The following is a 25080-nucleotide window of genomic DNA, read 5'->3' on the forward strand; positions in this document are numbered from 1 at the left end:
GGCGAGTAGTTTGATGCTGTGAGCACTCAGACCCCCGACACGGAAGCGCGGCGTCCGGGCCGTCCGGTCCTTGTCGCCGTCGCGTGGCCCTACGCCAACGGGCAGCCGCACCTCGGGCATATCGCCGGTGCCTACCTGCCCGCCGACATCTTCGCCCGCTACCAGCGAATGATCGGCAACCGGGTGCTGATGGTCTCGGGGTCCGACGCACACGGCACGCCGATCACCGTGCGGGCCGACGAGGAGGGGGTCACCCCGCAGGCGATCGTCGACCGGTACCACCCGGAGTTCCTGCGGATCTGGTCCGATCTGGCGATCAGCTTCGACCTCTTCACCACCACCCGGACGCACAACCACGAGGTGGTCGCCCAGAGCGTGTTCACCCGGCTGCGCGAGGCCGGGTACATCTACCCGAAGGAGACCTCGCAGTTCTTCGACCCGGACGCGGGCCGCTTCCTGCCCGACCGGTATGTCGTCGGCACCTGCCCGCACTGCTCGTACCCGCAGGCGCGGGGCGACCAGTGCGAGAACTGCGGCCGCACGCTCGACCCGGAGCTGCTGGTCGACCCGCGCAGCAAGGTCACCGGCGCGGTCCCCGAGATGCGCCAGACGACGCACTTCTTCCTGCGCCTGTCCGGGCTTTCCGACCAACTGCTCGACTGGCTGCAGGCCCGTCAGGGCTGGCGCCGGCACGTGCTGAACTGGTCGGTGCAGTTCGTCAAGGACGGTCTGCACGACCGTGCGATCACCCGTGACCTGGACTGGGGCGTCCCGCTGCCCACCGACGAGCTCGGGCCGGGCAAGCGGCTCTATGTCTGGTTCGAGGCCGTCATCGGCTACCTGTCGGCGAGCAAGGAGTGGGCGGCGGGCACCGGTGACCCCGAGGCCTGGCGGGCCTGGTGGGAGGACCCGGAGGCGGCGGCCTACTACTTCGTCGGCAAGGACAACATCCCCTTCCACACCGTCATCTGGCCGGCGATGCTGCTCGGCCACGGCGGGCTGGACCTGCCTACCGACGTCCCGGCGAACCAGTACGTGACCTTCGGCGGTGCCAAGGCGTCGAAGTCGGCGGGGATCGGTCGGGGTGTGCGCGAGTACCTCGACCTGCTCCAGCCGGATGCGCTGCGCTTCGCGCTCGCCTCGGTGCTCCCCGAGCAGAACGACACCGAGATCTCGGACGCGGACATCGTCCGCCGCGTCAACGACGAGCTGATCGCCAACTGGGGCAACCTCGTCAACCGGGTGATGGCGCAGATCAACAAGTTCTTCGGCGGGGCGCTGCCCGAGACCGGCGATCTCGACGGGGTGCACGCCGAGCTGCTCGCCTCCGTCGACGCCGGCCTCGTCCGGGTGGGTGAGCTGCTGGAGCGGGTCGAGCTGCGGGCCGCACTGCGCGCGGCGATGGAGATCTCCGCCGAGGTGAACGCCTACCTCTACCGCGAGGAGCCGTGGAAGACCGTCAAGGTCGACAAGGCCACCGCGGCGCACAGCCTCGCGGTCGCCGTCCAGGCGATCTCCGGCATCACGACGGCGCTGGCACCGTTCCTGCCGTTCAGCTCCGCGCGGGTCGCCGAGGTGCTGGGCATCGACCTCGGGGTGTGGGCACGGCAGCCGGTCGCCGCCGGGCGGGAGCTGGTCTGGTCCGGTGGCCTGTTCACCAAGCTGGACGCGGACGCCCTGGACGTCGCCGCACCCACCGGCGCCTGATGGCGTGACGGCCCTGCGCCACCCCGGGCAACCGGCCGGGGGTGGCGCGCGGCCGCCGCGTGCGGGCTGGGACACTGACTCCCAAATGGCGAGCGCATCGGGCCCGCCGTCCCCGGTAGGCACACCGCCGACCCGGGACGGGGCGGCGGCAGGAGAGGTACCCGCTCAGTCGAGCCAGCCGCACTCCGATCTTCTTGATCGCCCAGCCCCCGCGGATCCGCCTGCCGATCAGATCCCGGCCGCGCGGCCGGGCCGTCCGCAGGACGGGCGTGCCAGCCTTCCACGCCTTCCGCGCCTTCTGCGGGGCCGCCTCCCGGCGCAGCTGTGGGAGCGCCACGCGGCTTTCCTGGTCGTGCTGGTGCTGGCTGTCGCGGCCAGGGCGGCGGTCGTCTGGACCTACCGGCCGGCGCTGCTCTACTACGGGGATTCCCCCGCCTACCTGGACCAGGCCACGAGAAGGCTCTGGGCGGGGGACTGGCGGCCGTCGGGCTACCCGATGTTCCTGCGGGTCCTCGGCGCGCCCGACCACCTGACCAGGCTGGTGATCGTCCAGCACACGCTGACACTGCTGGTCGGCGTGGCCCTGTACGCCACCGCACGGCGGCTGTTCGAGCGGTTCGGTCCTGCCGCGGCGGCCCGAGGCCGCGGTGGCTGGCCCGCCGCCCTGGTCGCGGCCCCGGCGCTGCTGGCGCCCTGGGTGCTCGACCTCGGCCAGTTCGTCCTGGCTGACAGCCTGTTCGGCACGCTGGTGCTCGGCGGGGCCCTGGCCCTGGCCTGGCCTGGCCGCCCGGCTGGCTGGCGGTTCGCCCTCGCCGGCCTGTTGCTGGGAGCGGGCGTCACGGTCCGCACGGTCGGCTATGGCCCGATCGCCCTGGGCGTTGCCGGCACGATCATCCTGGTCATCGGCCACCACCGCGCCGGCGCCACCAGCGCTACCGGCACCGCCGGCGCTACCGGCGCTTCCGGCACCGCCGGCGCTTCCGGCGCTTCCGGCGCTTCCGGCGTGGTCAGGGCTGTCCGTGTCGTCGCGCCCGTGGCGGCGTTCGTGCTGGCCGCGGCCGCTCCGGTCGTCGCGTACTCGGCCTGGAGCGCGAGCCAGGGCAGTGGCTTCACGGTCAGCGCCCACTCGGGCTTCTTCCTCTACGGGCGGGTCGCGCCGTTCGCCGACTGCGACCGGCTGCCCGACGACGCCGATCTAAGGTCCCTCTGCGACCCGCGGCCACTCGCGCAGCGGGGCTCACCGGTGACCTATCTGTGGCCTGACGACTCACTGCTGCGGCAGGGCAACGACCTCGTCCCACCGGGACGGGAGGCGCTCGCCGGCGAGTTCGCCCAGCACGTGGTCCGGGCCCAGCCCTGGATGATGATCACTACCACGGCCCGCTACCTGGGCGGCTACTTCTGGCCCGTCCAGTACGAGACCGAACTCACCAGCCGTGCAGACACCTGGGAGCTGCCCGACACCACCAGAAACCGGCTGCCCGACGGGCAGCCGCACGCCACCGACGGCTACTTCGCCGTCAAGGACCTGCGTGACGGCCCCGCCGCGGTGCTCTCGTTCTACTCCGGGCTGTCCTACGCCGTGATGCCACTGGTCGGCCTGGGCCTGCTCGCCGGTGTGCTCGCGGGGGTGGCCGGGCGGATTCGTGGTGTGGCGGGGCCGGGCCGGCTGTTCTGGCTGGCGGCGGGAGCGGGTATGTCCACCTTGCTGCTGAGTTCTTTGACGTCCGCGTTCGACTACCGCTATCTGGGGTCGGTCATCGGCCTGCTCGCCGCGGGCGCCGTGCTGGGAGCCGTCGCGCTCGTGCGGGTGCTGCGTGCCCGGCCCGCGGACCGCTTTCATGGGGGGATCTTGTGAGGATCGCGTTTCTCGGCCTCGGCCGGATGGGGCGCCGGATGGCCCGCCACGTGCTGGTCGCCGGCCACGAGCTGGTCGTCTGGAACCGCACCCCGGGGCGTGCCGAGGAACTGACCTCGGCCGGCGCCATCGAGGCCGCGGACCCCGCTGACGCCGTCCGCGGTGCCGAGGCCTGCGTGCTGATGCTGTTCGACCCGGAATCCGTCGCGGAGGTGCTCACCGCGGTCGTGCCAGCCGCCGAGCCGGGCGCCCTTCTGATCAACTGCACGACGGTGGGCCCGGCGGCGGCACGCGAGCTGGGCCGCACGGCCGCGGGCGCCGGGCTGCGCTACCTGGACGCCCCGGTGGTCGGCACGGTCGGCCCGGCCGAGGCCGGCACCCTGCGGATTCTGGTCGGCGCCGCCGACGCGGATCTCGCCGCGGCCAGGAGCATCCTGGGGACCTTCGGCGATCCGGAGCGTATCGACCATGTGGGGTCCATCGGAACCGCCAGCGAGCTGAAAACCGTCGTCAACCTCGCTCTCGCCGAGGGGATGGCCGCCGTCGCCGAGGTGCTTCGCTACGGCACCGACCTCGGCCTCGACCGCGGCCTGGTGCTCGCCGAGCTCGCCGCCGGGCCGCTCGGCACCCTGGTCAACTACAAACGGCCGATGCTGGATTCGGACGACTACTCCCAGGCCGCGTTCACGGTCGCAGGCCTGGCGAAGGACGTCCGGCTGGCCACTGCGTCGGTCGCGGGGCCACTGCCGGTCGCCGAGGCGACCCTGGCGCTCACCGCGGCCGCCGAGCAGGCCGGTCACGCCGACGACGACTTCTCCGCGATCGCCGCGGCGGACGTCTTCGGCTCGGACGTCTCCGGCTCGGCCTGAGCACGGCCGCGGTACCGATCCGGTGGCCACCAGACGTTGGTTGCTGCTCGGCGTGGTCGCGGCGGGACTGACGCTGAGCTCGGTCGGCCTGCTCGGCGTGCTCGCGACGGAACCCTTCGCCAGCGCGGACGAGGCACAGCACACCGCGTACGCGGTGGAGGTCGGCGAGGGGCGCCTGCCCGAGCTGGACACGCCGGTGCGGGCGACCATCCCGGGCATGCCCGGCCTGCCGGCCGACTGCCGGGTCGACCCGGCGCAGGTGCGCCGTGCGGCTTCTGACCGGGCGGCGGAGGCGTCGCTGCCGGCCTGCGCGGCCCGGGACCGTGCCTTCATGACCTTCGACGTCATCTACACGGCGAACCATCCGCCGCTGTTCTACCTGCTCGAATCGGTGCCGCTGCGGATCGGCCGGTCGGCCGGCCATCCGCTGGCCGGTTTCTACGCGGCGCGGATGCTCAACCTGACGGTGGGCTTCGCGGCGCTGGTCGCCACGGCCTGGCTGGTGCGGGTGCTGGTGCCCGGTCGGCCGGATCTCTCGGTGGCCGCGGCGGCCATCACCGGTGCGATGGGCGGGTTCATCGCCGTCACCACCCAGGTCTACAACGACGCGCTCGCGGTGGCCCTGATCACCGCGGCCACCGCGGCGACGCTGGTCCTCCTGCGCCGGGGGCCGTCAGCGCGGACGCTGCTGGCGGTGGCCGTTCTGGTTCCCGCAGCGGCCCTCAGCCGGGCCAGCGGCGCGATCGCCGCGTCGCTGCTGGTGCCCACGGTCGGGGTGGCGGTCGGGCTTGCGTTCGCGCGTGGCGTGGGCCTGGGCGGCGGCCGACGTCCGGCGCTGGGTGGGCGTCCGGAGCCGGGCCGACGTCCGGCGCTGTGGCGCAGCGCCCTGGTGGGGCTGGCCGCCGCCGTGACCACAGGTCTGCTGACGGCGGCGGCTGCCGGCTGGTTCTACCTGCGCAACGAGCGGCTGTACGGAGACCTGACCGCCACCGGACGGATCGCGTCGATGTTCCCCACCGGGATCGAGGAACGGTCGGCCTGGCAGGTGGTCACGTCCGAGGATTTCTGGTGGCTGGTCTACCGCGGCCTGTTCGGGCGCCCGAAGCTGCTCCTCGGCTGGCCGTACCGGGTCGCGGTCGGCGTCGGGCTACTCACCCTGGTGGGCCTGCTGGCGGCCGCGTTGCGCGCCGGCCTCGCCCATGCTGTCGCCCGCCGGGCCGGCCACCGCGCTGCTGGGGATTCCGCTGGCGATGCCGCTGGCGTTACTGCGGGTGTTGCTGCCGGCGGTGCTGCCTGCGGTGTCGGTCCAGCCCGGGGGACCCCGGTGATCAGCCTGATGTGTTGGCTGGTCGCTGGCACGCAGGCCCTGATCGCGGTCGCGACACTGGTGGGTTTCGTGGCCGCGGGCGGCGCGTCGTTCGCGCGCTACCTGCTGCCCGCGCTGCCCATGCTGGCCCTGGCGGTGGCGGCGGGATGTTCCGCCCTTCCGCTGGCCCGCCGAGGCGTGCCGACGGTGCTGGTGGTCGGGGCGCTGTGGTGCACCACGATCGTCATGCTCAGCCGTGAGCTGGCACGGCATGACCCGAGCCTGGCCGACCGGGACCTGCTCGGCCGGCTGCGCGGCGCCATCGCCGCGACCGCGTTCAGCCCGAGCGGCGCGTCGCTGGTGGTCGGCGTCCTGCTCGCCCTGGCCGGGCTCGGAATCGTCCTGCTGGCCCTGTCGATGTTGATGCTCGCTCCCGCCGTGGTTCCCCGCTGGCGGATGCGCCCGGCCCGTGGCTCAGCCGGCGCCACTCCGGTGGACGGGGGCATGATCCCGGCCGCGAGCGGTTTCGGAGTCGTTCGCGGCGGGTGCGGTGCGGGCGACGGACAGGGCGCCGGCGAGGTCGTCGGCGAAAGCGTTGACGATGGCGTTGGCGAAAGCGTCGGCGAAAGCATTGGCGAAAGCATTGGCCAGATCGTCGGCGAAAGTGTCGGCGAGGTCGTCGGCCCGCCCGGCAGCGCCTAGAAGGCCCCTGCCGGGCGGAGAGCCCGAATCTGGATTCCAGGGAGCGTGCGGACCTCCGAGCGCCCGGGAGCGTGGTGGCACGGTTTCGCGAGTCGCAAGAGTGAATGATTTTGGTCGCTCCAACGACCAAAATTCTTCTTTCTTGCGGCTAGCCAGGCGACTCCGTGCCCCTTTTGTCGCGCTTAGGTGAATTGCTGGTGCTGCGCGGCGGTGCGGGATCCTCGATGGGCAGGCCCAGGCTGCGCCTGAATCGAGGGTTCAGCGAGCGACTCGCTGGTAGACGGCGGCGGTCAGTTCCGCGGTGCGCCGCCAGGTGAAGGCGCGGGCGTGGTCACGGCCTCGAGCGGTTTCGGTGCCGTTCGCGGGTGCGCTGAGGGCGGCGGACAGGGCGCCGGCGAGATCGTCGGCGAACGCGTCGGCCCGCCCGCCAGCCACCAGGCGGACGCCGGCGGCTCCGCCGACGACCTCGCGCACCGCCGGGATGTCGGCGGCGACGACCCTGGTCCCGGCGGCCAGCGCCTCCAGCGGCGGTAGCCCGAAACCTTCGTAGCGGGAAGGGAAGCACAGCACCGCCGCACCGGCCACCACGGACCGCAGCTCGGCGTCGTCCAGGTAGCCGAGGGTGACGACCGCCTCCGGTGGCAGCCCGGCGGTGTCCAGGGCGGGACCCCAGCCGGGCGGCCCGACCAGCGCCAGCGGCGGGGTGTCGCGCTCGGTGGCGCGCAGCCTCCGCAGCGCCTCCAGCAGCGCCGGGAGGTTCTTGCGCGGTTCCGCGGAACCGACGAACAGCAGGTACCGGTCGGGCAGCCCGTGGGCGGCGAGCCAGCTGCGGGCCGGGGCGGCGGCGGTGAACCAGGCCGGGTCGACGCCGAGCGGCGTGGGGGTGACCAGCTCCGGGTCGAGCCGGTAGGCGGCGATCACCTCGTCCGCGACGGCCTGGCTGGGGGTCAGCACCGCGGCGGCACGGCGCAGCCCGCGCGGAACGAGCGTCGTGTAACGGGCGGACGCCTCCGACACCGTGTCGGGCGTGCGCAGGTAGGACAGGTCGTGCACGGTCAGCACGCCGTCGGCGGCGGCCAGCGGGCCGAGCACGAAGTTCGTCCCGTGGATGATGTCCGCGGCGCCGGTGAGCCATTCGGTCGGCGGGTGCTCGGAGCGCATCCAGGCGTCCTGCAGCAGCCGGGCGGGGACGCGGCGCGCCGCGGGGCGGACGCCGGGCGGCAGCGCGGCCGCGAGCCCCGCCGAGCCCCGCCAGGTGAACGCGGTCGCCGCCACGTCGAGATCGAGCTGGTCGACGCGGGCCAGCTCGCCCAGCCCGGCGAGCAGTGCCGCCGTGTAGCGGCCGACCCCCGTGCGCGGCCCGAGCAGCGGGGTGCCGTCGAGAACGACCCGCATCACACGGCCCGCATCAGGAGACCACCCGCATCAGGAGAGTGCCCGCATCAGGCGTACAGCCGGCGGCGCTCGACGATGTCGTGCCACCGGTCGGCGAACGCGGCGTCGGAGAACTGCTGGGCCCGGTCGACCGCGGCCGCCGCCAGCCGGGAGCGCAGCCCGTCCTCGGCGGCCAGCCGGCGGGTGAACGAGGCGACCTGCTCCGGATCGCTCCAGCGGTAGCCGTCCCGCCCATGCCGGACGATCTCGCGCTGCCCGGCGCGGTCGATGACGACCGGCACGCAGCCGCCGGCCATCGCCTCGACGGTGGTCATCCCGAAGTGCTCGGCGGTCCAGGGGCGGCGCCGGTCGTCCTCGCCGTAGCCGGTCGCCGACCAGAAGACCGAGCTGGTCGACAGCAGCCGCTCGACCTCGGCCCGCGGCGCGTTCGGCAGCACTTCGACGGGCAGCCCCGCACCGGCGGCCCGGACCTGCTCGACGTAGGGCTTCTGCGAGTCCTCACAGCCGCCGACGACGTACATCTTCCAGCCGTCGGGCAGCCCGCCGGAGCGGTACAGCTCGCCGAACCACTGGACCATCTCCAGCTGCCGCTTGGCGTGGCCGAGGCCCGGGGCGAAGAACCGCCCGATGGTGATCACGGCCTTCTCCCGCTCCGGGGCCGGGTGGAGCCGGTCGACCTGGATCGGCGGGAACAGCACGTCGGAGTCCCGCTTCCACAGCTGGCTGATCCAGCCGCGGGTGTACTGCGAGTTGGCCATGACGGTGTCGTAGCCGTCGAGGTAGCCGAGGTCGGCCGGGTCGCGCAGCAGCCACGGGAAGCGCAGCGCCATCCGCTCCAGCGGGCCTTCGTCGGCGTCGGTGACCCGGGGCCGGCTCACCGCCACACCGAGCTCCCGCACATCCGCCTCGCCGGGGGAGAACGCGTCGCTGACCAGGGTCAGCTCGGTGCCCTTCGACGACGACGGCAGCGCCACCTCGAACGGGGCGAACTCCTGGCCGACCGTCAGCTTGGCGAGCACCGTCCCGTCGGCGTCGAGGACCTGCAGCCGCACCCCCTCGGGGGCGCCGGGGCGGCCGATGTCGGCCCGCAGGGTCCGCCCGCCGCCCGGGTTGACGGCGAGGATGCCGGAGCCGTTCGTCCAGGTCCACTGCCGACGCCGGCCGCCCTCCGGCGGATACCAGCCCTGCCCGAAACTGACGGCGGGGGTCACCCCGCGCAGCAGCGGGCCGGCGGTACGCACTGCGGCCTTGCGCCAGGCGGCCATGTCGTGGTCGAACGGCGTCGGGAAGAAGCACAGGTACGCCGACCGCGGCGACCGTGGGGCGAGCCGGCTCATGTACGAGCCGTTGACGAACAGGTGGTACTCCTCGGACAGGACGGCGATCGCGTCCTCGCCGCGGTCGGGCAGCCGCCGGTAGCGGCAGCCCGACAGATCAAGGCCCAGGTGGCTGCCGATCGCGGCGAGGTCGACGTCGGAATGCCCGATGATGTCGACGTCGAGGCCGTCCGCGGCCAGCACCTGGGCGATCATGCCGTTGTGGCGCTCGCCGCCACCCATCGAGTGCCAGAAGCGGTTGTAGACGGCCGCGCGCAGACCCTGCGCACGTGGACCGGTGGCACCGGTCGGGCTCGCGGCACCGGGCGCGGTCATCGCTCGACCAGCCAGCTCTGCAGGCTGACCCGCCGCTCGGTGGCGGCGGCGCCGATCTCCCGGCGGTGGCGCAGCATCGTGGGCAGCAGCCGCAGGTAGGACGAGAACACCCGCACCCGCAGCAGGGTGGGACGCACCGCCGGCCGGCTGCGCGAGCGCCACGCCTGGCGCAGCGTGCGCACGGCGATCGACGCGGTCGTCAGCGGGTAGCGGGCGACCGCCGAGATCGCGGTGCGCGCGGTCGCGTCCTTGGTCAGCATCAGCAGCCGGTTGCGGTCGGTGTGGAAGACGAACAGCGGGGACCACTCGACGCTCGACGCGGAGTGGACGTGGCGAAGTACCGCGCCCGGCACGTAGCGGATCTGGTAGCCGCGGGAGCGGATCCGCCAGGACAGATCGGTGTCCTCGTAGTAGAGGAAGAAGTCGTCGTCGAACCAGCCGAGCTGCTGGCCCAGCTCGGTCCGCATCGCCATGCCGTTGCCGCAGGCGGTGAAGACCTCCTCCGGGTTGTCGAACTGGCCGATGTCGATCTGCTGGTAGCCGCGGTCGGCGCCGTACCCCTCGGTCAGCACGATGCCGCCGACGTTGTTGATGACGTCCACCCGCGGGGCGCCCGCGCCCACCGTGAACGAGACGGTGGACGGCTCGGCCGTCACCGGCAGCGTGCACGACGAGCCGTCCCAGCCCAGGGTGACGTCCTTGGCGGTGTCCGCGGCCCAGGTGACCCCGATGGTGACCTGGCCATGTTCGGGCACCGGCACGCACAGCTCGCCGTCGCCGCGGGTCCAGAAGAACGGGGCCTTCGGCGGGCCCTCGGCGCCGAAGGTGAGCTTCTCCCACAGCACCTCGCGCAGCACCTCGCGCCCGTCCACCGTCACCGAGCTGACTCGCACACCCAGCTGGCGCGGGTCGTGGGGGCCGGGGGAGAAGGTGGGCGTGGCCAGGGTGAGCCGCAGGAACCGGGGCAGGAAGACGACCTTGCCGGTGACCGCGCCGAGCCGGCCGCCACCGGGCTCGTCGAACGGTGCCAGCAGCCGGGCCAGCCAGTCCGGCTCGGGGATGGCGTCGTTGTTCAGCAGCACCGCGAGCGGTGTGGTCACGTTCCGCAGCGCGAGGTTGTTCCCGCCGGCGAAACCGAGGTTGCGGTCCGACCGTACGACCTTCACCCAGGGGTAGCGGCTGGCGAGCAGCTCCAGCGAGTCGTCGGCGGAGGCGTTGTCGACCACCTGGGTCTCGAACGCGAACGGCGCGTCCTGCTTGGCGAGCGCGTCCAGGCACGGCGGCAGCAGGTGCGCCCCGTTCCAGTTGACGATGACGACCGTCGCGAGCGGCCCGGCGCCGCTGCCGTCGCTGCTGCTGACGGCGCTGCTCTCGGCGCCGTTGCCGTCGCCGTTGCCGTCGCCGTTGCTCCTGGAAGCGCTGCTCATCGCACCATCCGCTCCTTGCCAGCCCTCACTGCCAGCCGTCACCGGCGCAGCCCTGCCTGGTAGTCGACGCGGAGCAGCCCGGCGACCTGCGGGCCGCTCACGCCGAACAGGTCCTCGAACCGCCGTACCGTGACCGGCTGGCCGGTGGCGGCGTCCGACACCCGGACGCTGACCGCGAACGCCCCGAGCAGCTCCGGCAGCCGGGGAACGACGAAGTCCACCACCACGATGCCCGGCCCCGGGCTGATGCCGCCAGGCGGGGTCTCCATCATCCAGATCGGGACCTCGCCCTGACCCATGATGTCCACGTGCAGGTAGACGTGCTGCGGCGCGTAGTCGGTGAGGTCCAGCTCGACGCTGACGGTGAGCTGCTCACCCGGGTCGTACTGCACCTGCGGGGCTCCGCCGGGATCGCGGCTGAACGTGACCGCCGTCGGCTTGGCCGGTGACAGGTCGTACGGCACCGCCCCGCCCTCGACGGGCAGGCTGCCCAGCCGCTGGCGCAGCAGCTTCGTCCCGACCGCCGGCTGCCCGTCGTAGATGAGGTTGCCCGTCTCCAGGACGAGCACCCGGTCGCACATGTTCTCGATCAGGTCGAGGGAGTGGGTGACGAACAGAATCGTCCGCCCCTCGGACCGGAACTGCGCGATCTTGTCGAGGCACTTGCGCTGGAACGCCTCGTCACCGACGGCGAGCACCTCGTCGACGAGCAGGATGTCCGGGTCGACGTGCACCGCGACGGCGAAGCCGAGCCGCACGTACTGGCCGGACGAGTAGTGCTTCACCTCGTCGTCGATCTTGTGTCGCAGCTCGGCGAAGTCGACGATCGAGTCGAAGAGCCGGTCGATCTCCCGCTTGGACAGGCCGAGCAGGGAGGCGTTGAGGTACACGTTGTCGCGGCCGGACAGCTCGCCGTTGAACCCGGCGCCCAGCTCCAGCAGCGAGGCGATCCGCCCGTTGACCGCCACCTCGCCGGAGGTCGGGCGCAGGATGCCGGCGAGGACCTTGAGCAGTGTCGACTTGCCCGACCCGTTCGCGCCCGCCAGGCCGACCGTCTGCCCGCGCCCGATCTGGACGTCGATGTCGCGCAGCGCCCAGAAATCCTCCCCGCTCGCGCCCTCGCGGCGGACGAACCGCTCCTTCAGGCTGGTCGCGCGCTTGCTGTAGGCGACGAACTTCTTGCTGACCCCGGCCGCGCGGATCACTGTCGGCGAGCCCGGCGACTGCGCCGCCGAGGCCGAGGCCGCGGGGCGGTCGGGCTGTGCGGGCGGGGCGAGCGGCGGTGACGACACTAGAGGTCCTCGGCGAAGTCGGCCTGGAAGCGCCGGAACACCCGCAGCCCCAGAAAGAGCACGGCGAGCGAGATGAGCGCGGCGATCCCCAGGTGTTCGAGGTAGAACGTGTACCCGGTGTCGGCGATGATCGACGACGAGCCGGTGGAGTTGCCCGGCGGCGGGTCGTAGATCGCCCGCTGGAACGTCATCACCACCACGGCCATCGGGTTGAGCAGGTACACCCAGGTCCAGTCGCCGAGCCGGTCGGAGATCAGGCCGTACGCGTAGACCATCGGGTTGATCCAGAACCAGGCCACCAGGGCGACGTCCAGCAGGTGCTGGGTGTCGCGGTAACGCACGTTCAGCGCCGACAGCAGCAGTGACAGCGCGACGGTGAACAGCAGCGCGACCGCCCCGGCGGGGATGATCAGCAGCAGCTCGGGCCCGAACAGGCTGTACTGCAGCCCCAGGATGACCACGAACAGCACCAGCAGCTGGAGCGCGAAGTGCACCGCGGCGAAGCCGACCGCGGACAGCGGCAGCACCAGCAGCGGGAAGCGCACCTTCTTCACCAGGTTCGCGTTGGCGACCACCGCGCCGCAGGCGGACGACACGCTGCCGGAGAACGCGTTCCACACCAGCATCCCGGACATCAGGTAGATGCCGAAACGCGGGATCCCCGTCTTCAGCACCACCTGGAAGACGAACGTGTAGACCACAAGGAGCAGCAGCGGGTTCGCCAGCGACCAGGCGAAGCCGAGCGTCGACCCCTTGTACTTGACCTTCAGGTCCTTGCGGACGAGGTTGCGCAGCAGCTCCCACCGCACCCGGGTCTGTGCCCGGCTGCGGTGATCGACATGGCGCGCGCCGGAACGTGAGCCGCGAGGGCGCTGTGCCGGTGCCGGTGCCTGCCCGGACCCCTGGCCCGCTGACGGCGATGGCGATGAGGGGAACGTGGAGAGGTCAGCGACCCGCGACATGACCTTCTTCTTCCCCTGTCGGGCGTACATCTCGGACCCGCACCGTGCTCGGCCCCTCCTCCGCCCAGCGCAACCGTCACCGGTTGGCGTCGACTCCTCGACCGTTGCTCGAACGTCGTCGTGTGCTCGGACGCCGTCGTGCTGAACGTCGTCGTGCTTGAACGTCGTCGCCCAGGTTGGAGACGATGGCCGTAGACCGTACCGCGTGCCACCCCGGAGGCGATGCCCCGAGTCCGGTGACTGGCACCCCCAGGGGGGTTCATAGTATCGATCCGTCTATCTGGCTCCGGCCGGCGAGCGCTCCACCCGAACCACCCGCTGACAACCCGGAAACCTCCGGTGTTGTCCGGCGGTGGTCCCGGGGGTGCCTGGCCGGCCCAGATTGGGCGGTCGGGGGACCGGCTGTCCGGGAGGGGCGGGCAGTGTTCACCGACGTCCGACTTCGCGAGGTCTGGTCGCATCTGGAGTCGGGCGGTGCCCAGGCCCTGACTCTTGATGTGTTCGACACCCTGCTGTGGCGCATGGTGCCCGAACCGGCACACGCCTTCATCACCCTGGGGCACCGCCTCGCCGAGATCGGCCAGCTGCCGACCGGCGTCACCCCCGGCGAGTTCGCCCGCCTGCGCGTCTACGCGGAGCACAAGGCCCGGGAGCACTCGCACGAGGTGCGGGGCACCTACGAGGTGCGCCTCGACGAGATCTGGGGCGTGCTGGTGCCGGCGCTGCCCGGCGCGGGCAGCCTCGGCGACCTGATGGACGTCGAGCTCGCCGTCGAGCGTGACCTGTGCCGGGCCGACCTGGCGGTCGTCGAGCTGGCCGAGCTCGCGATGACCAAGCTCGGGCTGCCGGTGTACCTGCTCTCCGACACCTACTTCTCCGCCGCCCAGCTGGAGCGCCTGCTCAGCCGCCCGGAGCTGGCCGGGGTGCCGTTCACCCAGATCTTCACCTCCTCCGACGCCGGGATCAGCAAGAGCGACGGGCTGTTCCGGCACATGCTGGCGGCCTCGAACCTGCAGCCGTCGCGGGTCGTGCACCTCGGCGACCACCCGGTCGCCGACGTCGAGAGCGCCCGCGAGCACGGCCTGGTCGCCATCCACTACCCGAAGTACTCGGGCTCGCTGAAGTCGACGCTGGAGCTGGAGGGCCTGCTCACCGGTCCGGGCGACGACACCCCGATCGACTCGGCGCACGGCGACTACGGCATGACCGCGCTGCGGGCCCGCTCGCTGCACCGTGCGGACGCCGCCGCCGTCCCGCCGGGCCTGCGCCGCTACTGGGAGACCGGCGCGACCGTGTTCGGCCCGGTCTTCACCGGTTTCGCCGACTGGGCGGTGGAACGCACCAGAGACCACGGCGCCGACCACATCTACTGCCTGATGCGCGAGGGCGAGTTCCTCTCCCGCCTGGTCGCCGAGCCGGGTGCGGACGCCGGTGTGACCACCTCCACCCTGTGGGCGTCACGCCAGGTCTGCGCGCTGTCCAACGTGTTCGAGGGCAGCCCCGAGGAACTGCGCAGCTTCCTCGTCCGCCGGCACGCGCCGAGCGTCGGCCAGCTGCTGCGCCAGCTCGGGGTCGCCGTCGACGACGTCGCCGGCATCTCCTCGCTCGCCGACCGGCGCCTGGACGTCCCCGGCCTGCTCGACGACACCCTCGAGGCGCTGTGCTCCGACGAGCGCATCCGCAGCGAGATCGTCCTGACCGCGGCCCGGCTGCGCGACCGGTACGTCCAGTACCTCGACACCCAGCTGCCCGAATCCGGGCGGATCGTCGTCGCCGACCTCGGCTGGGGCGGCACCATCCAGGCGCTGCTCGCCCGCCTGCTCGCCTCCACCGGGCGGGACTTCGACGTCTGCGGCCTCTACCTGGCGACGAACGCCGCCGCCGGCACGCACCGCCTCGCCGGCCTGCAGATCGAGGGCTACGCCGCCTCCGGCGGGCAGCCGGAGCTGATGGCCAACCAGCTCATGCGCAGCCCCGAGGTGCTCGAACAGCTCTGCATGCCAGACATCGGCTCGCTGGTCTCCTTCGACGACGAGCACCGCCCGGTGCTGAGCATCGACCGCACCTCCCGGACCCAGGTCGCCCAGCGGGTCGCCGTCCAGGACGGCATCCTCGCCTTCCAGCGTGAATGGCTGCGCTACCGGCGTTCGGAGACGGCGATGCCGTCGCTGTCCGAGGCGGGGGCCCGGCACGCCTCGCTGCGGATGCTGACCCGGTTCGTCGCCCGCCCCACCGCGGCCGAGGCCTCCGCGTTCGGCGCGTGGGCCCACGACGACAACTTCGGCTCGGACTCGACCGAGGGCCTGCTGCCGCCCGAGCTGGTCCGGCGGATGCCCTACCTGACCCCGGCGGACGTCGAGAAGATCACCATGCGGGAGCTGTACTGGCCCGCCGGTGTCGCCGGCGTCGCGAACCGGTCGCTCGCCGTGATCAGTGGCCTGGCCGCCGCCGCCGGGGTGCGGGCCGAGGAGGTCTCCCCGGAGGCCGCCGCCGGCCCGGTCGAGGTCTACGTCGACACCGGCAGCGACTTCGTCAACGGCCACAAGGAGACCGTCGTCACCCGCTCCGGGCGCGACGGGATGTCGATCGTGCGGCTGAGGGTCGAGGGTGTCGGCGCCCGCCGGGTGCGGATCGACCCGGCCGGCCGGCGCGGCCTGCTCCGCCTCGACTGGCTGACGATCTCCTTCCACCTGCACAACGCTCCCGAGCCGTACAAGGTGACCGTCACCTCCCTGGACGACCTCGCCGGCCAGCAGCTCGCGCTCATCGGCCTGCGGCCCCTGCAGGCCAACCTGCTGGAGATCGTCGGCGACGATCCGCAGATCATCTACACGATCGATCACGGCACGCAGCCGCAGCTCGGCGGGACGTACGCGATCGACGTCGAGATGGCCTTCGGCTGGCTCGGGATCCGGGCCGACCCGCTGCAGGTGCGCACGGCGGACGCGGCCCGCACCGGCCTGCCCGTCCGAGCCGCCCGGAAGATCCGTCGCGAGCTGGGAGGGCTGCGGTGACGTCAGAGGCAGACGACACGGCCGACACGGAGGGCATGTCCCCCGATCCGCGCCCCTCCCCGTCTCCGGGTAGCGCCGCCGGCGCCTCGGGCACCGCGGGCGCCCCGGAGCCCCCGGGACCCGGGGACACCGAGCGAAGCTGGTTCCGCCCGCCGCCGAGCCAGTCCGACCCGCTGTGGACCAGCCTGCTCCCGTCGGTGTCACCGCCATCGCCTCCCGCGGGGCCGCCGCCTCCCACCGGGCCACGGCCACCCGCCGGGCCGCCGTCTGCGTCGGTCCCACCTGCGGGGCCACCGTCCGGCCCGCTCCCCGTGCGCTCCTCGGCCTCCTCGGCCTCCTCGGCCCCCCGGCCGCCCGCGGCCACACCGCCGGCCCCGTCACCCCCCGAGATGTCGGTCTTCACGCCGCGCTCGGCCCGGCGCGCCGCCGAGAACGCCCCGGCGCAGCCCTCCTCGCCAGGCGGGCCCGTCACGGCTCCGCTTCCGCTGCCCGGCTACCCGGTCACCCCCGGCACCTCGGCGACCTTCGAACCACCCCGCGACCCCCGTGAGTTCCGCGACGCGCGGGACCGCACACACGACCGCCCGGACCGCAGGCATCCGGACCCCAGCCGCCCAGACCCCAGCCGCCCAGACCTCGGCCGCCCGGACCCCGGCCCTCCAGGCCTCGACCGCCCGGGCTTCGATCGTCCCGACCTCGATCGGGCGGATCCTGGCCGCGCACCCTTTGACGGCGCACCCTTCGACCGCTCACCCGCCGGCCGGGCGGAACCCGCACCCGACGCCCCGCGGCAGCCGGCGGAGACGTCCAGCCCGCCCGGGACGTCCGGCTCGACGGAGACGTCGAGCGTGGTGCACGGCAGTCTCGCGGAGCTGGCCGTGGACGCCTACGACGGCGGCGACCACGCCGCCGAGCCAGGTGAGATCACAGAGAAGACCCTCGCGCCGCTGCTCCTGCACTCGCTGACCGACCTGCGCGAGATCTGGATCCCGCTGCTGGAGGCGGCCGGCGCGCGCAGCGTCGCCGAGATCGGCTCGGAGAGCGGCGCGACGACGTCGCTGCTCGTCGGCCTGCTGCGCCGGGGTGGCGGCGGGCGCCTGGTGGTCATCGACCCCGAGCCGGGGGTCACCCCGACGTCCGGCGGCGGGCTGGACGTCGAGGTGATCCGCGGCTTCAGCCCCGAGGCGCTTGACGGCCACGCACCGACCGACGCCTACCTCGTCGACGGAGACCACAACTACGCCACGGTCCGCGGTGAGCTCGCGGCGATCGCGGCCGCCGTGCGCGACTTCGACCGGGCCTACTTCCCGTTGGTGATCCTGCACGACGTCGGCTGGCCCGCCGGTCGCCGCGACCAGTACTACGCCCCGGACCGGATCCCCGAGGAGCAGCGCCAGCCGAACTCCTGGGACGTCGGCGTGGAGATCGACAAGTCCGACGCGATCCCCGGCCGCGGCTTCCGCGGGGCGGGCGCCTTCGCCTGGGCGCTGACCGAAGGCGGCCCCCGCAACGGTGTGCGCACCGCCGTCGAGGACTTCGCGATGGACCACCCCGACCTGCGGTTCATCACGGTGGCGCCGATCTTCGGCCTCGGGGTGCTCCTCGACCGGCGCGCACCCTGGGCCCGCCACATCGCCGACCTGCTCGCACCCTGGGTCGCGAACAGCCTGCTGGCCCGGATGGAACGCAACCGCATCGACCTGTACCTGCGAGTCCTCGCGATGCAGGACGACGCCGCCGCCGCCGCCCGGGCCCGGCAGCGGGAATGGTCCCGCATCGACGCCGAGCGCAGCGAGCTCGCCGCTCGGGACCTGCAGCGCCTGAGCCGCATCAGCGAGCTGGAGCAGGAGCTCGCCGTGGCCCGCCGGGAGCAGCAGCGGCCGCCCTGGGGCCCTGGAACACCGGACGAGCCAAGGCTTCTCACCGCAGCCCGCATCGCCGGCGCGGCCCTGCGGGCCCGTCTCGGCGGTGAGGCGGGTGTCCGCGACTCCGGCGACTCCGGTGACGGGGCGGCTGGCTCGACGGCTATCCCGTCACGGGGCGCCCAGGCGCTGGCCGCGGGCACCCGCACCGGCGGCGCCGCGGTCGTCCGCCTGGGCTCAGGCCTCGCCCGGCTGGTGGAGAACAGATCCACCGGCGGCACCCCGAACTCCTCCCGCAACCGCGGGCACTGACCGCGCGGGCCAGCTGGGCGTCGGGCTGCCGCTGCTGTCGGGCAAGATCGGAGGGGCCTGGTTGCCGGAACGACGAAAAGCCTCGGATCTTCCGATCTGAAAGCGTCGATCGCTGCTGCCAGGCAAGGCCTGAGGCGCCATGTGACGCCGATCCGGTTCTGAGGAGTCCGATGGCCCGCTCGCCCCACGTTGTCCACATCTCATGGGGTCGCATCGACGTGGAAAGGCTCGGGCCGGGCAAGGACTTCATCCTGTATCCGGGCGGAGGCCGGGAGTGGGACTGGTCCGAGAACGGTACCCGCCATGAGCCGGGAATCCAGCCGGCCGATGTACAGGAGATCCTCCACGTGGGCGTGACCGCGGTCGTGCTCAGCCGCGGGATGGAGCTTCGCCTGCGGACGATGCCGGAGACGCTCGAGTTGCTGCGCGATCACAACGTCGAGGTTCACGTCGAGGAGACGAAGGCCGCCGTGGCCCTCTACAACCGGCTGGCAGGGACCGTTGCCGTCGGTGCGCTTCTCCATTCGACCTGTTGAGGCGGGCTCGCGTGCGTCATACGACGAGCAGGTCGACGTCGTAGTGCTGGATGTTGGCGTCGCGGGTGGCGAGGGTCAGACCCTCCACCGTCGCCTGCGCCACCAGCATGCGGTCGAACGGGTCGCGGTGGTGGACGGGAAGCCTGCCCGCCGCGATCGCGTGCGCATGGTTGACCGGTAGCTCGGCGAATCCCATGCCCCGGACATGCTCCGCCAGATCCGACGGGCCACCGAGCTTGCCGGCGGCCTGTTTGATCGTGATCTCCCAGAGGGTGACGGGGCTGAGGAACACATCCGGATCATGCCGGAGGCGGTCGAGAAAAGCCTCGTCGAGTGTGGGGTCGGCGGTGATGGCCCACAGGGCGACATGGGTGTCCAGCAACAGTTTCAAGACGAGATACCGAAGTCCGCGGCGATTTCGTCGTTGGTCGCAGGCGTGTCCCAGTCGCCCGACAGGTCGAGCCGCCCGGCGAGCGAGCCGATCGCAGGGCGATCGACGCGCCGAACGAACGGAACAATTCTGGCGACCGGTGTGCCGGCGCGGTCGATGACCACTTCTTCGCCGCGCTCGACCCGGTCGATGATGCGAGACAGATGGGTCTTTGCCTCGTGCATGTTGAAGTGCACGGCTTCGGCCGCCATCCGCGCCACCTTCCATGCCCGGCTCCAACTTAGCTAAGTGGTTAGTCTACGCCCTGGATCGGGATGACAGCAGTGGGTCCGCTCGACTGATCAGCGCGCAGGTCCTCTCTGATCGGCCCCGGAACCGATGGAGGCCAGCGGATTTCGTACGTCGGCTGACCCTGCTCGCGCGTTGCGGGGCGGGCCCAACGGGCTGGACGTCCCGGGCGGCGCGGTGAAGGTCCGTGGGTTGGGGTGACAGGGTGCCCGCGATCACACGGCTCGACTGAGGAACCCTTCCAGCATGCGATGGAGCAGCGAGAACGACTACGCGATCGACGAGACGATCATCACCGTTGATGACGGCCGTAACGCACGCGTACTCAGGGTCAGCCGCCACGGGCTCGTCGTCGGTGACTTCGCATCCTGGGGCGATCTGCTGGCGGACGTCGACCTCGGCCTCGCCATCCAGGAGGATCCGCACGCACCCTGCGCCTCCGGCACGCCTCGGTAGGCGGCGCCTGGCGTCGGCCCGGGCAGCCCGTCCGTGCCCTGTCTCGCCGGGCCGGTGACGCTGGCCCGGCGAACGGCCCGGGCGCGGGGGCGCCCGAGCTGGAAGCCCCGTTCCCGGTCGACCTCGACCCGGCCAGCCTCACTCATCGGCAGGTGTACGTAGCCGCCTCGTCGGTGCGGAGCGTCGCCATGACGTTGGTTCTCAGCAGACGGGCTGGTACGGGACGTCGGCGATGTCGCGTTGCCAGTCGGCCTGGGTGATCTGGTTCGCCGGGTCGGCGCAGGCGCGGGCGACGAGGCCGGCGTCGTCGATGCGGGAGATACGGGTCGTGTAGTCGTCGCTGATGGTGACCAGTGACTCGCCGTTCGGCATGAACTCGACGCCCTGCACCCAGTCGCCGTGGCCGGAGATCACCCCGGCGGCGGTCACCTTGCCCGGGGCGCTCAGATCCCACAGGTGGGCGGTGGTGTCCCAGCCGGCGGTGGCCAGGGTGTGGCCGTCGGGGCTGTAGGCGAGGTCGAAGACCCATTTCTCGTCGGCCACGATCGACGCGGTCGCCCTGGGCCGGGCGGGATCGGTGACGTCCCACAGTTTCACCAGGCCGTCGTAGGCGCCGGTGGCCAGCTGCTTCCCGTCCGGGCTGAACGCCACCGCCCAGACGTAGTCCGTGTGGGCGGTGATGGCGGCCAGCGGGCGAGGTGAGCTCGGGTCGCTGATGTCCCAGAGCCGGGCGGTGCGGTCGGCGCTGGCGGTGGCCAGCAGTTTTCCGTTCGGGCTGAAGGAGACCTCGTTGACCCAGCTGGTGTGCCGGTTCAGCACGGCGAGCTGGTGCGGGGACTCCGGATTCCTGATGTCCCACAACCGGGCGGTGTTGTCGTAGCCCGAGGTGGCGAGGATCTGCCCGTTCGGGGAGAAGGCGGCGTCGAGGACGTAGCCGTCATGGCCCAGCAGCACGGCGAGCTGCCTGGGTTGGTCCAGGTCGTGGATGTCCCACAGCCGCACGGTGCGGTCGTAGCTGACGGTCGCGAGCAGCTTTCCGTCCGGGCTGAACGCGGCGTCGAGCACCCAGGCCGAGTGGGCGGTGAGAGTGGCCAGCTCACGGGGGTGGGAACGGTCGGTGACATCCCACAGCCGGACCAGGTTGTCAGCGCCGCCGGTGGCGACGGTGCGCCCGTCCGGGCTGACGCCGAGGCCGAGCACCGACTCCGTGTGCCCCGTCAGCACCGTCGCCGTGGCGGGGGAGAAGGACGTCCGCAGGCTGGCTCTGGCCTCGGGTACCGGGCTGATCCGGAACGCGGCCAGGCTGAGGCGTGCCGCGCGCCCGGTGTCGGAGTCACGGATCGACTCGGCCATCGCAGCGACCCGGCGGGCCACGTTGTCCCGGGTCTGCCTCTCGTCGCGGCCGCCGCCGGTGAAGGCCAGCGGGATGAGCGCGGCGATCAGGAGCAGCGCGAGCAGGGGCACGGCGAAGAGCACGATCCGGCGGCGGGTGGTGGCGGCGAGCAGACGGGTGACCCGGGAGGCGCCGGCCTCAGCACCGGCCGCGGCACCGCCACCGGTGCCCCCAGCGGCCCCGGCGCCGACGACGTCACCGGTGCCGGCGGGTCCGGCAGATGGCCGGCCGCCGGTGCCGGTGCCGGTGAGGCTTCCGCCGCCGGTGCGGCTGCCCACAGCGCCCCCGGTACCTGCAATGCCCCCAGAGCCCCCAGTGCCGCCGGTGCCGGTGTGGCCTCCGGCGTCGGGAGCACCGGTGATCGCCGGCGGGCGGGGGCCGGTGGCGACGTCGTGCTCGGGTGCGGGCTGTGCGGGCACGCCCGTGACCACACGTGGCGCCGAGGCCGCCACGATGCCACTGGTCAGGTCCGGGAGCGGCAGGTTGCCCGGTTGGCCGACCGGCGCCACCGGTGGAGCAGGGTCGGCGATGGGCGCGTTGGTGGTCTGGATCGCCGCCGAGACGTCGGGGTCGGGGTGGGTCGCCGGGCCCATCCCGACCAGCCGCAGGAACAGTTCCTGCGCGGTCGGGCGTTCGGCCGGGTTCTTGCGCATCGCCTGTTCGACGATGGGCCGCAGCGCGGGATCGAGGCCGTCCAGCAGCGGTTCGCGGTGGACCACCCGGTAGAGCTGCACCGGGGTGGGCCCGTCACCGAAGGGGTACGAGCCGGTGCCGGCGTAGGTGACCAGACCGCCCCAGGCGAAGATGTCGGCCGCCGATGTCACCGGCTCGCCGTTGGCCTGCTCGGGGGCCATGAACGCCGGGGTGCCGATGCGCTGGATCTCCTGGCTGACCATGGTCTGGGCGTCCAGGGCGCGGGCGATGCCGAAGTCGATCACTCGCGGGCCGAGGGTGGACAGCAGCACGTTGGACGGCTTGAGGTCCCGGTGGACCATGCCGGCGCCGTGGATCGCGGTCAGCGCGGCGGCCACGCTGACCGCCACCCGTTCCAGGTCGGCCGAGCGCAGCGGGCCTTCGACGGCGACGGCCTGGGCCAGCGTCAGCCCGTCGACGTATTCGGTCACCAGGTACGGCTGCCCGTCGGGTGGGTCGACGACGTCGAGGACCTCGGCGGTGCAGAAGCGCGCGACCCGGCGGGCCAGGTCGGCCTCGCGCTGGAACCGGGTCCGGAACTCGGGCAGCCGGGCCAGGTCGGCCCGGACCACCTTGACGGCGACCATCCGCCCGCTGGGGTCACGGCCGAGGTAGACCGTGCCCATTCCGCCCTCGCCGAGCCGGCCCACCAGCACGTAGCGGCCGAGCCGGGCCGGATCGTCCGGGCCCAGCGGGGACGCCAGCCGCGAGGCGGCGGCCACCGAGGGGCCGGTTGAATCCGCGGGCGGTGTGGTTTCCCAGCCCCGCTTTCGGCGCACGGCTCCCCCCGAACCGAGATGACGGACACCGGAACCTTACGTGAGTGGTCCGCGGCCTGCTTTCAGTGTGACGGCACGGGGCTGGCCATGCTTGACGGCCTCCCTTTTGCCGCGGAGGGTCCCGACTCGGCCGGCGCGGATTCGCCCGGGGGCGGCTCGGAAAGCCCTTGCTCATCGGGCTTGGCCCCGGCGGAACCGGCTGGCGCGGATTTCCGCGCCGACGGGCGGATGGGGATGGTGTCCGTGGGTTCCGGGCCCGCCGGGAGCGGTTCGAACCCTTCGGCCGGCCCGGCCGCTGTCGTCGCCGGGGCCGGCTGGATCGTCCTGGCAGCGTTCCGGCCGCCACCGAGGCCCGGTGCGGCTGGATGATCCGGCCCGGCGCCACCCGGCGGCGTGTCACCGCGCACGGCCGTCCACACACAGCTGACGAGAACGAGAACGGCCAGCGCGACACCGACCCACACAACGGTGATCACCGCCGAGGGAGACCAGGGTGACCAGGCCGTCAGTGCGTCCCAGGAATCGGCGAGATCGCCGCCGGCCGGCTCCCAGAAGTGCGCCAGAACGGTCTTGACGGACCACCACTGGGCTGCCGCGGCGGCCCCGAAGAACAGGACGGGAAAGGCGCGGGCGGCCTGCCGGCCAAACGCGGGGACTCCCATGCCGACGCCGACCGCGAGAGCGGTCAGCCCGCCGTACATGTACCGCCCCGAAATCCCGCTCAGGTGGCCGTGCTCGCTGAAGCCTGTCGCGGACTGAAATGTCATCAGCCCGAAAAGGCCGAGCGTGGGCCAGAGCAGGAACAGCAGGTCCACCCGGGTCCGGCCGTCGCGGGCCCGGATGATGCCCAGCGCGAACAGGGCGATCACGATCACGCTCGCCGTCCGGACGAACACCGTCGGCAGGGTCACCTCGAACCAGCCGAACGCTCCCCACCAGCGCGTGACCGCGCCGTTGAACAGGACGTCCAGGTAGGCGTCCCAGTCATCGCCCAGATAGTCGCCGAGCGGGAAGTTCGGCGTCTCCGGCTGGAACGTGCGGTAGCGGACGATGTTGACGACCCACCACCAGCCGCCGAAGGCCACCATGAGCCCACCGCCGAGCAGGATCTGCCGCCACGGAGCCCTGGTGGCGCCGGTCGGCACGGTACGCAGCCCGGTGTCGGCGAGCAGGAACGGCGCGTCCCGGTCCGGATCCAGCGTGCCCCGGCCCCGGCCCCGCTCGGCCTGGCTGGTGCGGCTGGGGTGGCTGAGATAGCTGAGGTAGCTGGCGCGACTGGTGCTACTGGTGCGACTGGTGCGGTTGTGACGGTCGTCCCGCCGAGCTCGCAGCCAGGCGACAAGATAGGCGAGCGCCGCCATCGGGACGAGCACGATGGCGAGCGACTTCGTCAGCAGGGCGAGCCCGATGAACCCTCCGGCCCAGGCCGCGGTGCGCAGCGAGGTGTCCCCGCGCAGGATGTAGATGATCGTCAGGGTGGCCAGCCCGGCGGTCAGCGCCAGCAGGTTGTCGTTGTTCACGCTCGACCCGATGTGGCTGAGCTCGGGCACCGCCAGCGGGACGAGAGCCGCGCAGGTCGCCGCGATGCGGTTGCCACCGGAGAGCCGGTGCGCTCCCGCCCAGGCCAGGACCGGCAGCCACATCACCATCAGCGCGCTCATCAGGCGCAGCGCACCGATGGTCACGTCCCAGCGCAGGCCGTCGCCGTCCCCGCCGCCGGGCAGCGCCCACAGCACCGCGGCGCCGACCCAGTAGTACAGCGGCGGGTGCTGGACGAGCTGCTGGATGTCCCCGGGGGGCTGCGGATCACCGTCCGCCTGCAGCGTCTGGCCCAGCTCGTCCCAGTCGGGGCGGTCGGCGCGCGGGGTGGCGTCGTCCGCGACGATCGGCGCGTGGTCGAGCTCGTAGGGCACCGCTTCGGAGCCGTAGGGGGACGCCGCGATCGCTCCGACGCCGTCCGGCTGCACGAACGCGTGCCCGGGATGCGGCCAGCCGTCGCCCTGGACCAGCCGCAGCACGGCGTCCACGTGGTTCGGCTCGTCGGGCGCGTGGTACTGCGGGACGAGCACCGACCAGCAGGCGAGCAGCGCCCCGAACAGGGCGGTGATCAGCCAGATCGGCAGCGGGACCGAACGCAGCAGGACCAGTGGCCGGAACCGGATGCCACCCGGGTATTCGGACATCGC

Annotated in this window: 17 protein-coding genes; 8 read left to right on the forward strand and 9 right to left on the reverse strand. The window is 72.6% G+C overall.

The genetic code is table 11. The features are described 5' to 3' along the window. Nucleotides 1-18: 18 nt before the first annotated feature. The 4 genes from metG (at nt 19) to ACG83_RS35200 (ending at nt 6442) form a co-directional block, all read left to right on the forward strand. Nucleotides 19-1707 (forward strand): methionine--tRNA ligase, encoded by a 1689-nt coding sequence (gene metG, locus ACG83_RS35185; RefSeq protein WP_054570555.1) that lies wholly within the window; start codon nt 19-21, stop codon nt 1705-1707. 85 nt (nt 1708-1792) lie between these two features. Beyond that, nucleotides 1793-3565 carry a hypothetical protein gene (locus ACG83_RS35190; protein ID WP_054570556.1) on the forward strand — a complete coding sequence of 591 codons (1773 nt, stop codon included), beginning with the start codon at nt 1793-1795 and terminating at the stop codon, nt 3563-3565. Then, nucleotides 3562-4434, forward strand: coding sequence for an NAD(P)-dependent oxidoreductase (locus ACG83_RS35195; protein WP_054570557.1), 873 nt, complete (start codon nt 3562-3564; stop codon nt 4432-4434). The genes ACG83_RS35190 and ACG83_RS35195 overlap by 4 nt, the downstream gene beginning before the upstream one ends. 22 nt (nt 4435-4456) lie before the next feature. After that, the gene (locus ACG83_RS35200; protein WP_083473841.1) at nt 4457-6442 is read left to right on the forward strand and encodes a hypothetical protein; all 1986 of its coding nucleotides are present in this window, start codon (nt 4457-4459) and stop codon (nt 6440-6442) included. Nucleotides 6443-6700: 258 nt separating this feature from the next. Here the strand turns inward: ACG83_RS35200 and ACG83_RS35205 are convergent, their stop codons facing one another. The 5 genes from ACG83_RS35205 to ACG83_RS35225 are packed head-to-tail and all read right to left on the reverse strand — an operon-like array spanning nt 6701 to nt 13200. Next, nucleotides 6701-7837, reverse strand: a complete 1137-nt coding sequence (locus ACG83_RS35205; RefSeq protein ID WP_054570558.1) for a glycosyltransferase family 1 protein — start codon at nt 7835-7837, stop codon at nt 6701-6703. Between the two features lie 47 nt (nt 7838-7884). Continuing rightward, nucleotides 7885-9489 carry a glycosyltransferase gene (locus ACG83_RS35210; protein WP_054570559.1) on the reverse strand — a complete coding sequence of 535 codons (1605 nt, stop codon included), beginning with the start codon at nt 9487-9489 and terminating at the stop codon, nt 7885-7887. Continuing rightward, the gene (locus tag ACG83_RS35215) at nt 9486-10916 is read right to left on the reverse strand and encodes a glycosyltransferase family 2 protein (RefSeq protein ID WP_054570560.1); all 1431 of its coding nucleotides are present in this window, start codon (nt 10914-10916) and stop codon (nt 9486-9488) included. The genes ACG83_RS35210 and ACG83_RS35215 overlap by 4 nt, the downstream gene beginning before the upstream one ends. A gap of 38 nt (nt 10917-10954) precedes the next feature. Further along, complete coding sequence (locus ACG83_RS35220) at nt 10955-12208, reverse strand: ABC transporter ATP-binding protein (RefSeq protein WP_054570561.1); 1254 nt, start codon at nt 12206-12208, stop codon at nt 10955-10957. After that, on the reverse strand, nt 12208-13200 hold the full coding sequence (locus tag ACG83_RS35225; protein WP_235498379.1) for an ABC transporter permease: 993 nt from the start codon (nt 13198-13200) through the stop codon (nt 12208-12210). Before ACG83_RS35225 ends, ACG83_RS35220 begins: the two co-directional genes overlap by 1 nt. Nucleotides 13201-13592: 392 nt before the next feature. Between ACG83_RS35225 and ACG83_RS35230 the strand changes: the two genes are divergently transcribed. From ACG83_RS35230 to ACG83_RS35240, 3 genes are all read left to right on the forward strand, one after another. Further along, nucleotides 13593-16184 carry a haloacid dehalogenase gene (locus ACG83_RS35230; RefSeq protein ID WP_054570562.1) on the forward strand — a complete coding sequence of 864 codons (2592 nt, stop codon included), beginning with the start codon at nt 13593-13595 and terminating at the stop codon, nt 16182-16184. Then, nucleotides 16181-18358: a class I SAM-dependent methyltransferase gene (locus tag ACG83_RS35235; protein WP_255354809.1), complete on the forward strand. Its 2178-nt coding sequence runs from the start codon at nt 16181-16183 to the stop codon at nt 18356-18358. Before ACG83_RS35230 ends, ACG83_RS35235 begins: the two co-directional genes overlap by 4 nt. A 170-nt stretch (nt 18359-18528) precedes the next feature. Next, entirely contained in the window at nt 18529-18894 is a 366-nt protein-coding gene (locus ACG83_RS35240) for an Mth938-like domain-containing protein (protein WP_054570564.1), read from the forward strand. Between the two features lie 16 nt (nt 18895-18910). Here ACG83_RS35240 and ACG83_RS35245 read toward each other — a convergent pair whose 3' ends face one another. Further along, the gene (locus ACG83_RS35245) at nt 18911-19285 is read right to left on the reverse strand and encodes a type II toxin-antitoxin system VapC family toxin (protein WP_054570565.1); all 375 of its coding nucleotides are present in this window, start codon (nt 19283-19285) and stop codon (nt 18911-18913) included. Continuing rightward, the gene (locus ACG83_RS35250; RefSeq protein ID WP_054570566.1) at nt 19282-19536 is read right to left on the reverse strand and encodes a type II toxin-antitoxin system Phd/YefM family antitoxin; all 255 of its coding nucleotides are present in this window, start codon (nt 19534-19536) and stop codon (nt 19282-19284) included. Before ACG83_RS35250 ends, ACG83_RS35245 begins: the two co-directional genes overlap by 4 nt. Before the next feature lie 283 nt (nt 19537-19819). On the opposite strand from ACG83_RS35250, the gene ACG83_RS35255 reads away from it, so the two are divergent. Continuing rightward, a complete protein-coding gene (locus ACG83_RS35255; protein WP_054570567.1) occupies nt 19820-20029 on the forward strand; it encodes a hypothetical protein in 210 nt (69 codons plus the stop codon). 201 nt (nt 20030-20230) lie between these two features. Here ACG83_RS35255 and ACG83_RS35260 read toward each other — a convergent pair whose 3' ends face one another. Both ACG83_RS35260 and ACG83_RS35265 read right to left on the reverse strand, forming a co-directional pair. Further along, a complete protein-coding gene (locus tag ACG83_RS35260) occupies nt 20231-22894 on the reverse strand; it encodes a WD40 repeat domain-containing serine/threonine protein kinase (protein WP_054570568.1) in 2664 nt (887 codons plus the stop codon). A gap of 62 nt (nt 22895-22956) precedes the next feature. Beyond that, nucleotides 22957-25077 (reverse strand): DUF2142 domain-containing protein, encoded by a 2121-nt coding sequence (locus ACG83_RS35265; RefSeq protein WP_054570569.1) that lies wholly within the window; start codon nt 25075-25077, stop codon nt 22957-22959. Nucleotides 25078-25080: the final 3 nt, after the last annotated feature.

The sequence above is a fragment of the Frankia sp. R43 genome (assembly GCF_001306465.1).
GTDB classification, from domain to species: domain Bacteria; phylum Actinomycetota; class Actinomycetes; order Frankiales; family Frankiaceae; genus Parafrankia; species Parafrankia irregularis.

Coding starts and splice junctions, on each gene's coding strand:
- ACG83_RS35190 (WP_054570556.1), top strand. CDS start 1,793: ATGGCGAGCGCATCGGGCCCGCCGTCCCCGGTAGGCACACCGCCGACC.
- ACG83_RS35205 (WP_054570558.1), bottom strand. CDS start 7,837: ATGCGGGTCGTTCTCGACGGCACCCCGCTGCTCGGGCCGCGCACGGGG.
- ACG83_RS35210 (WP_054570559.1), bottom strand. CDS start 9,489: ATGACCGCGCCCGGTGCCGCGAGCCCGACCGGTGCCACCGGTCCACGT.
- ACG83_RS35215 (WP_054570560.1), bottom strand. CDS start 10,916: ATGAGCAGCGCTTCCAGGAGCAACGGCGACGGCAACGGCGACGGCAAC.
- ACG83_RS35225 (WP_235498379.1), bottom strand. CDS start 13,200: ATGTACGCCCGACAGGGGAAGAAGAAGGTCATGTCGCGGGTCGCTGAC.
- ACG83_RS35240 (WP_054570564.1), top strand. CDS start 18,529: ATGGCCCGCTCGCCCCACGTTGTCCACATCTCATGGGGTCGCATCGAC.
- ACG83_RS35250 (WP_054570566.1), bottom strand. CDS start 19,536: ATGGCGGCCGAAGCCGTGCACTTCAACATGCACGAGGCAAAGACCCAT.
- ACG83_RS35255 (WP_054570567.1), top strand. CDS start 19,820: ATGCGATGGAGCAGCGAGAACGACTACGCGATCGACGAGACGATCATC.
- ACG83_RS35265 (WP_054570569.1), bottom strand. CDS start 25,077: ATGTCCGAATACCCGGGTGGCATCCGGTTCCGGCCACTGGTCCTGCTG.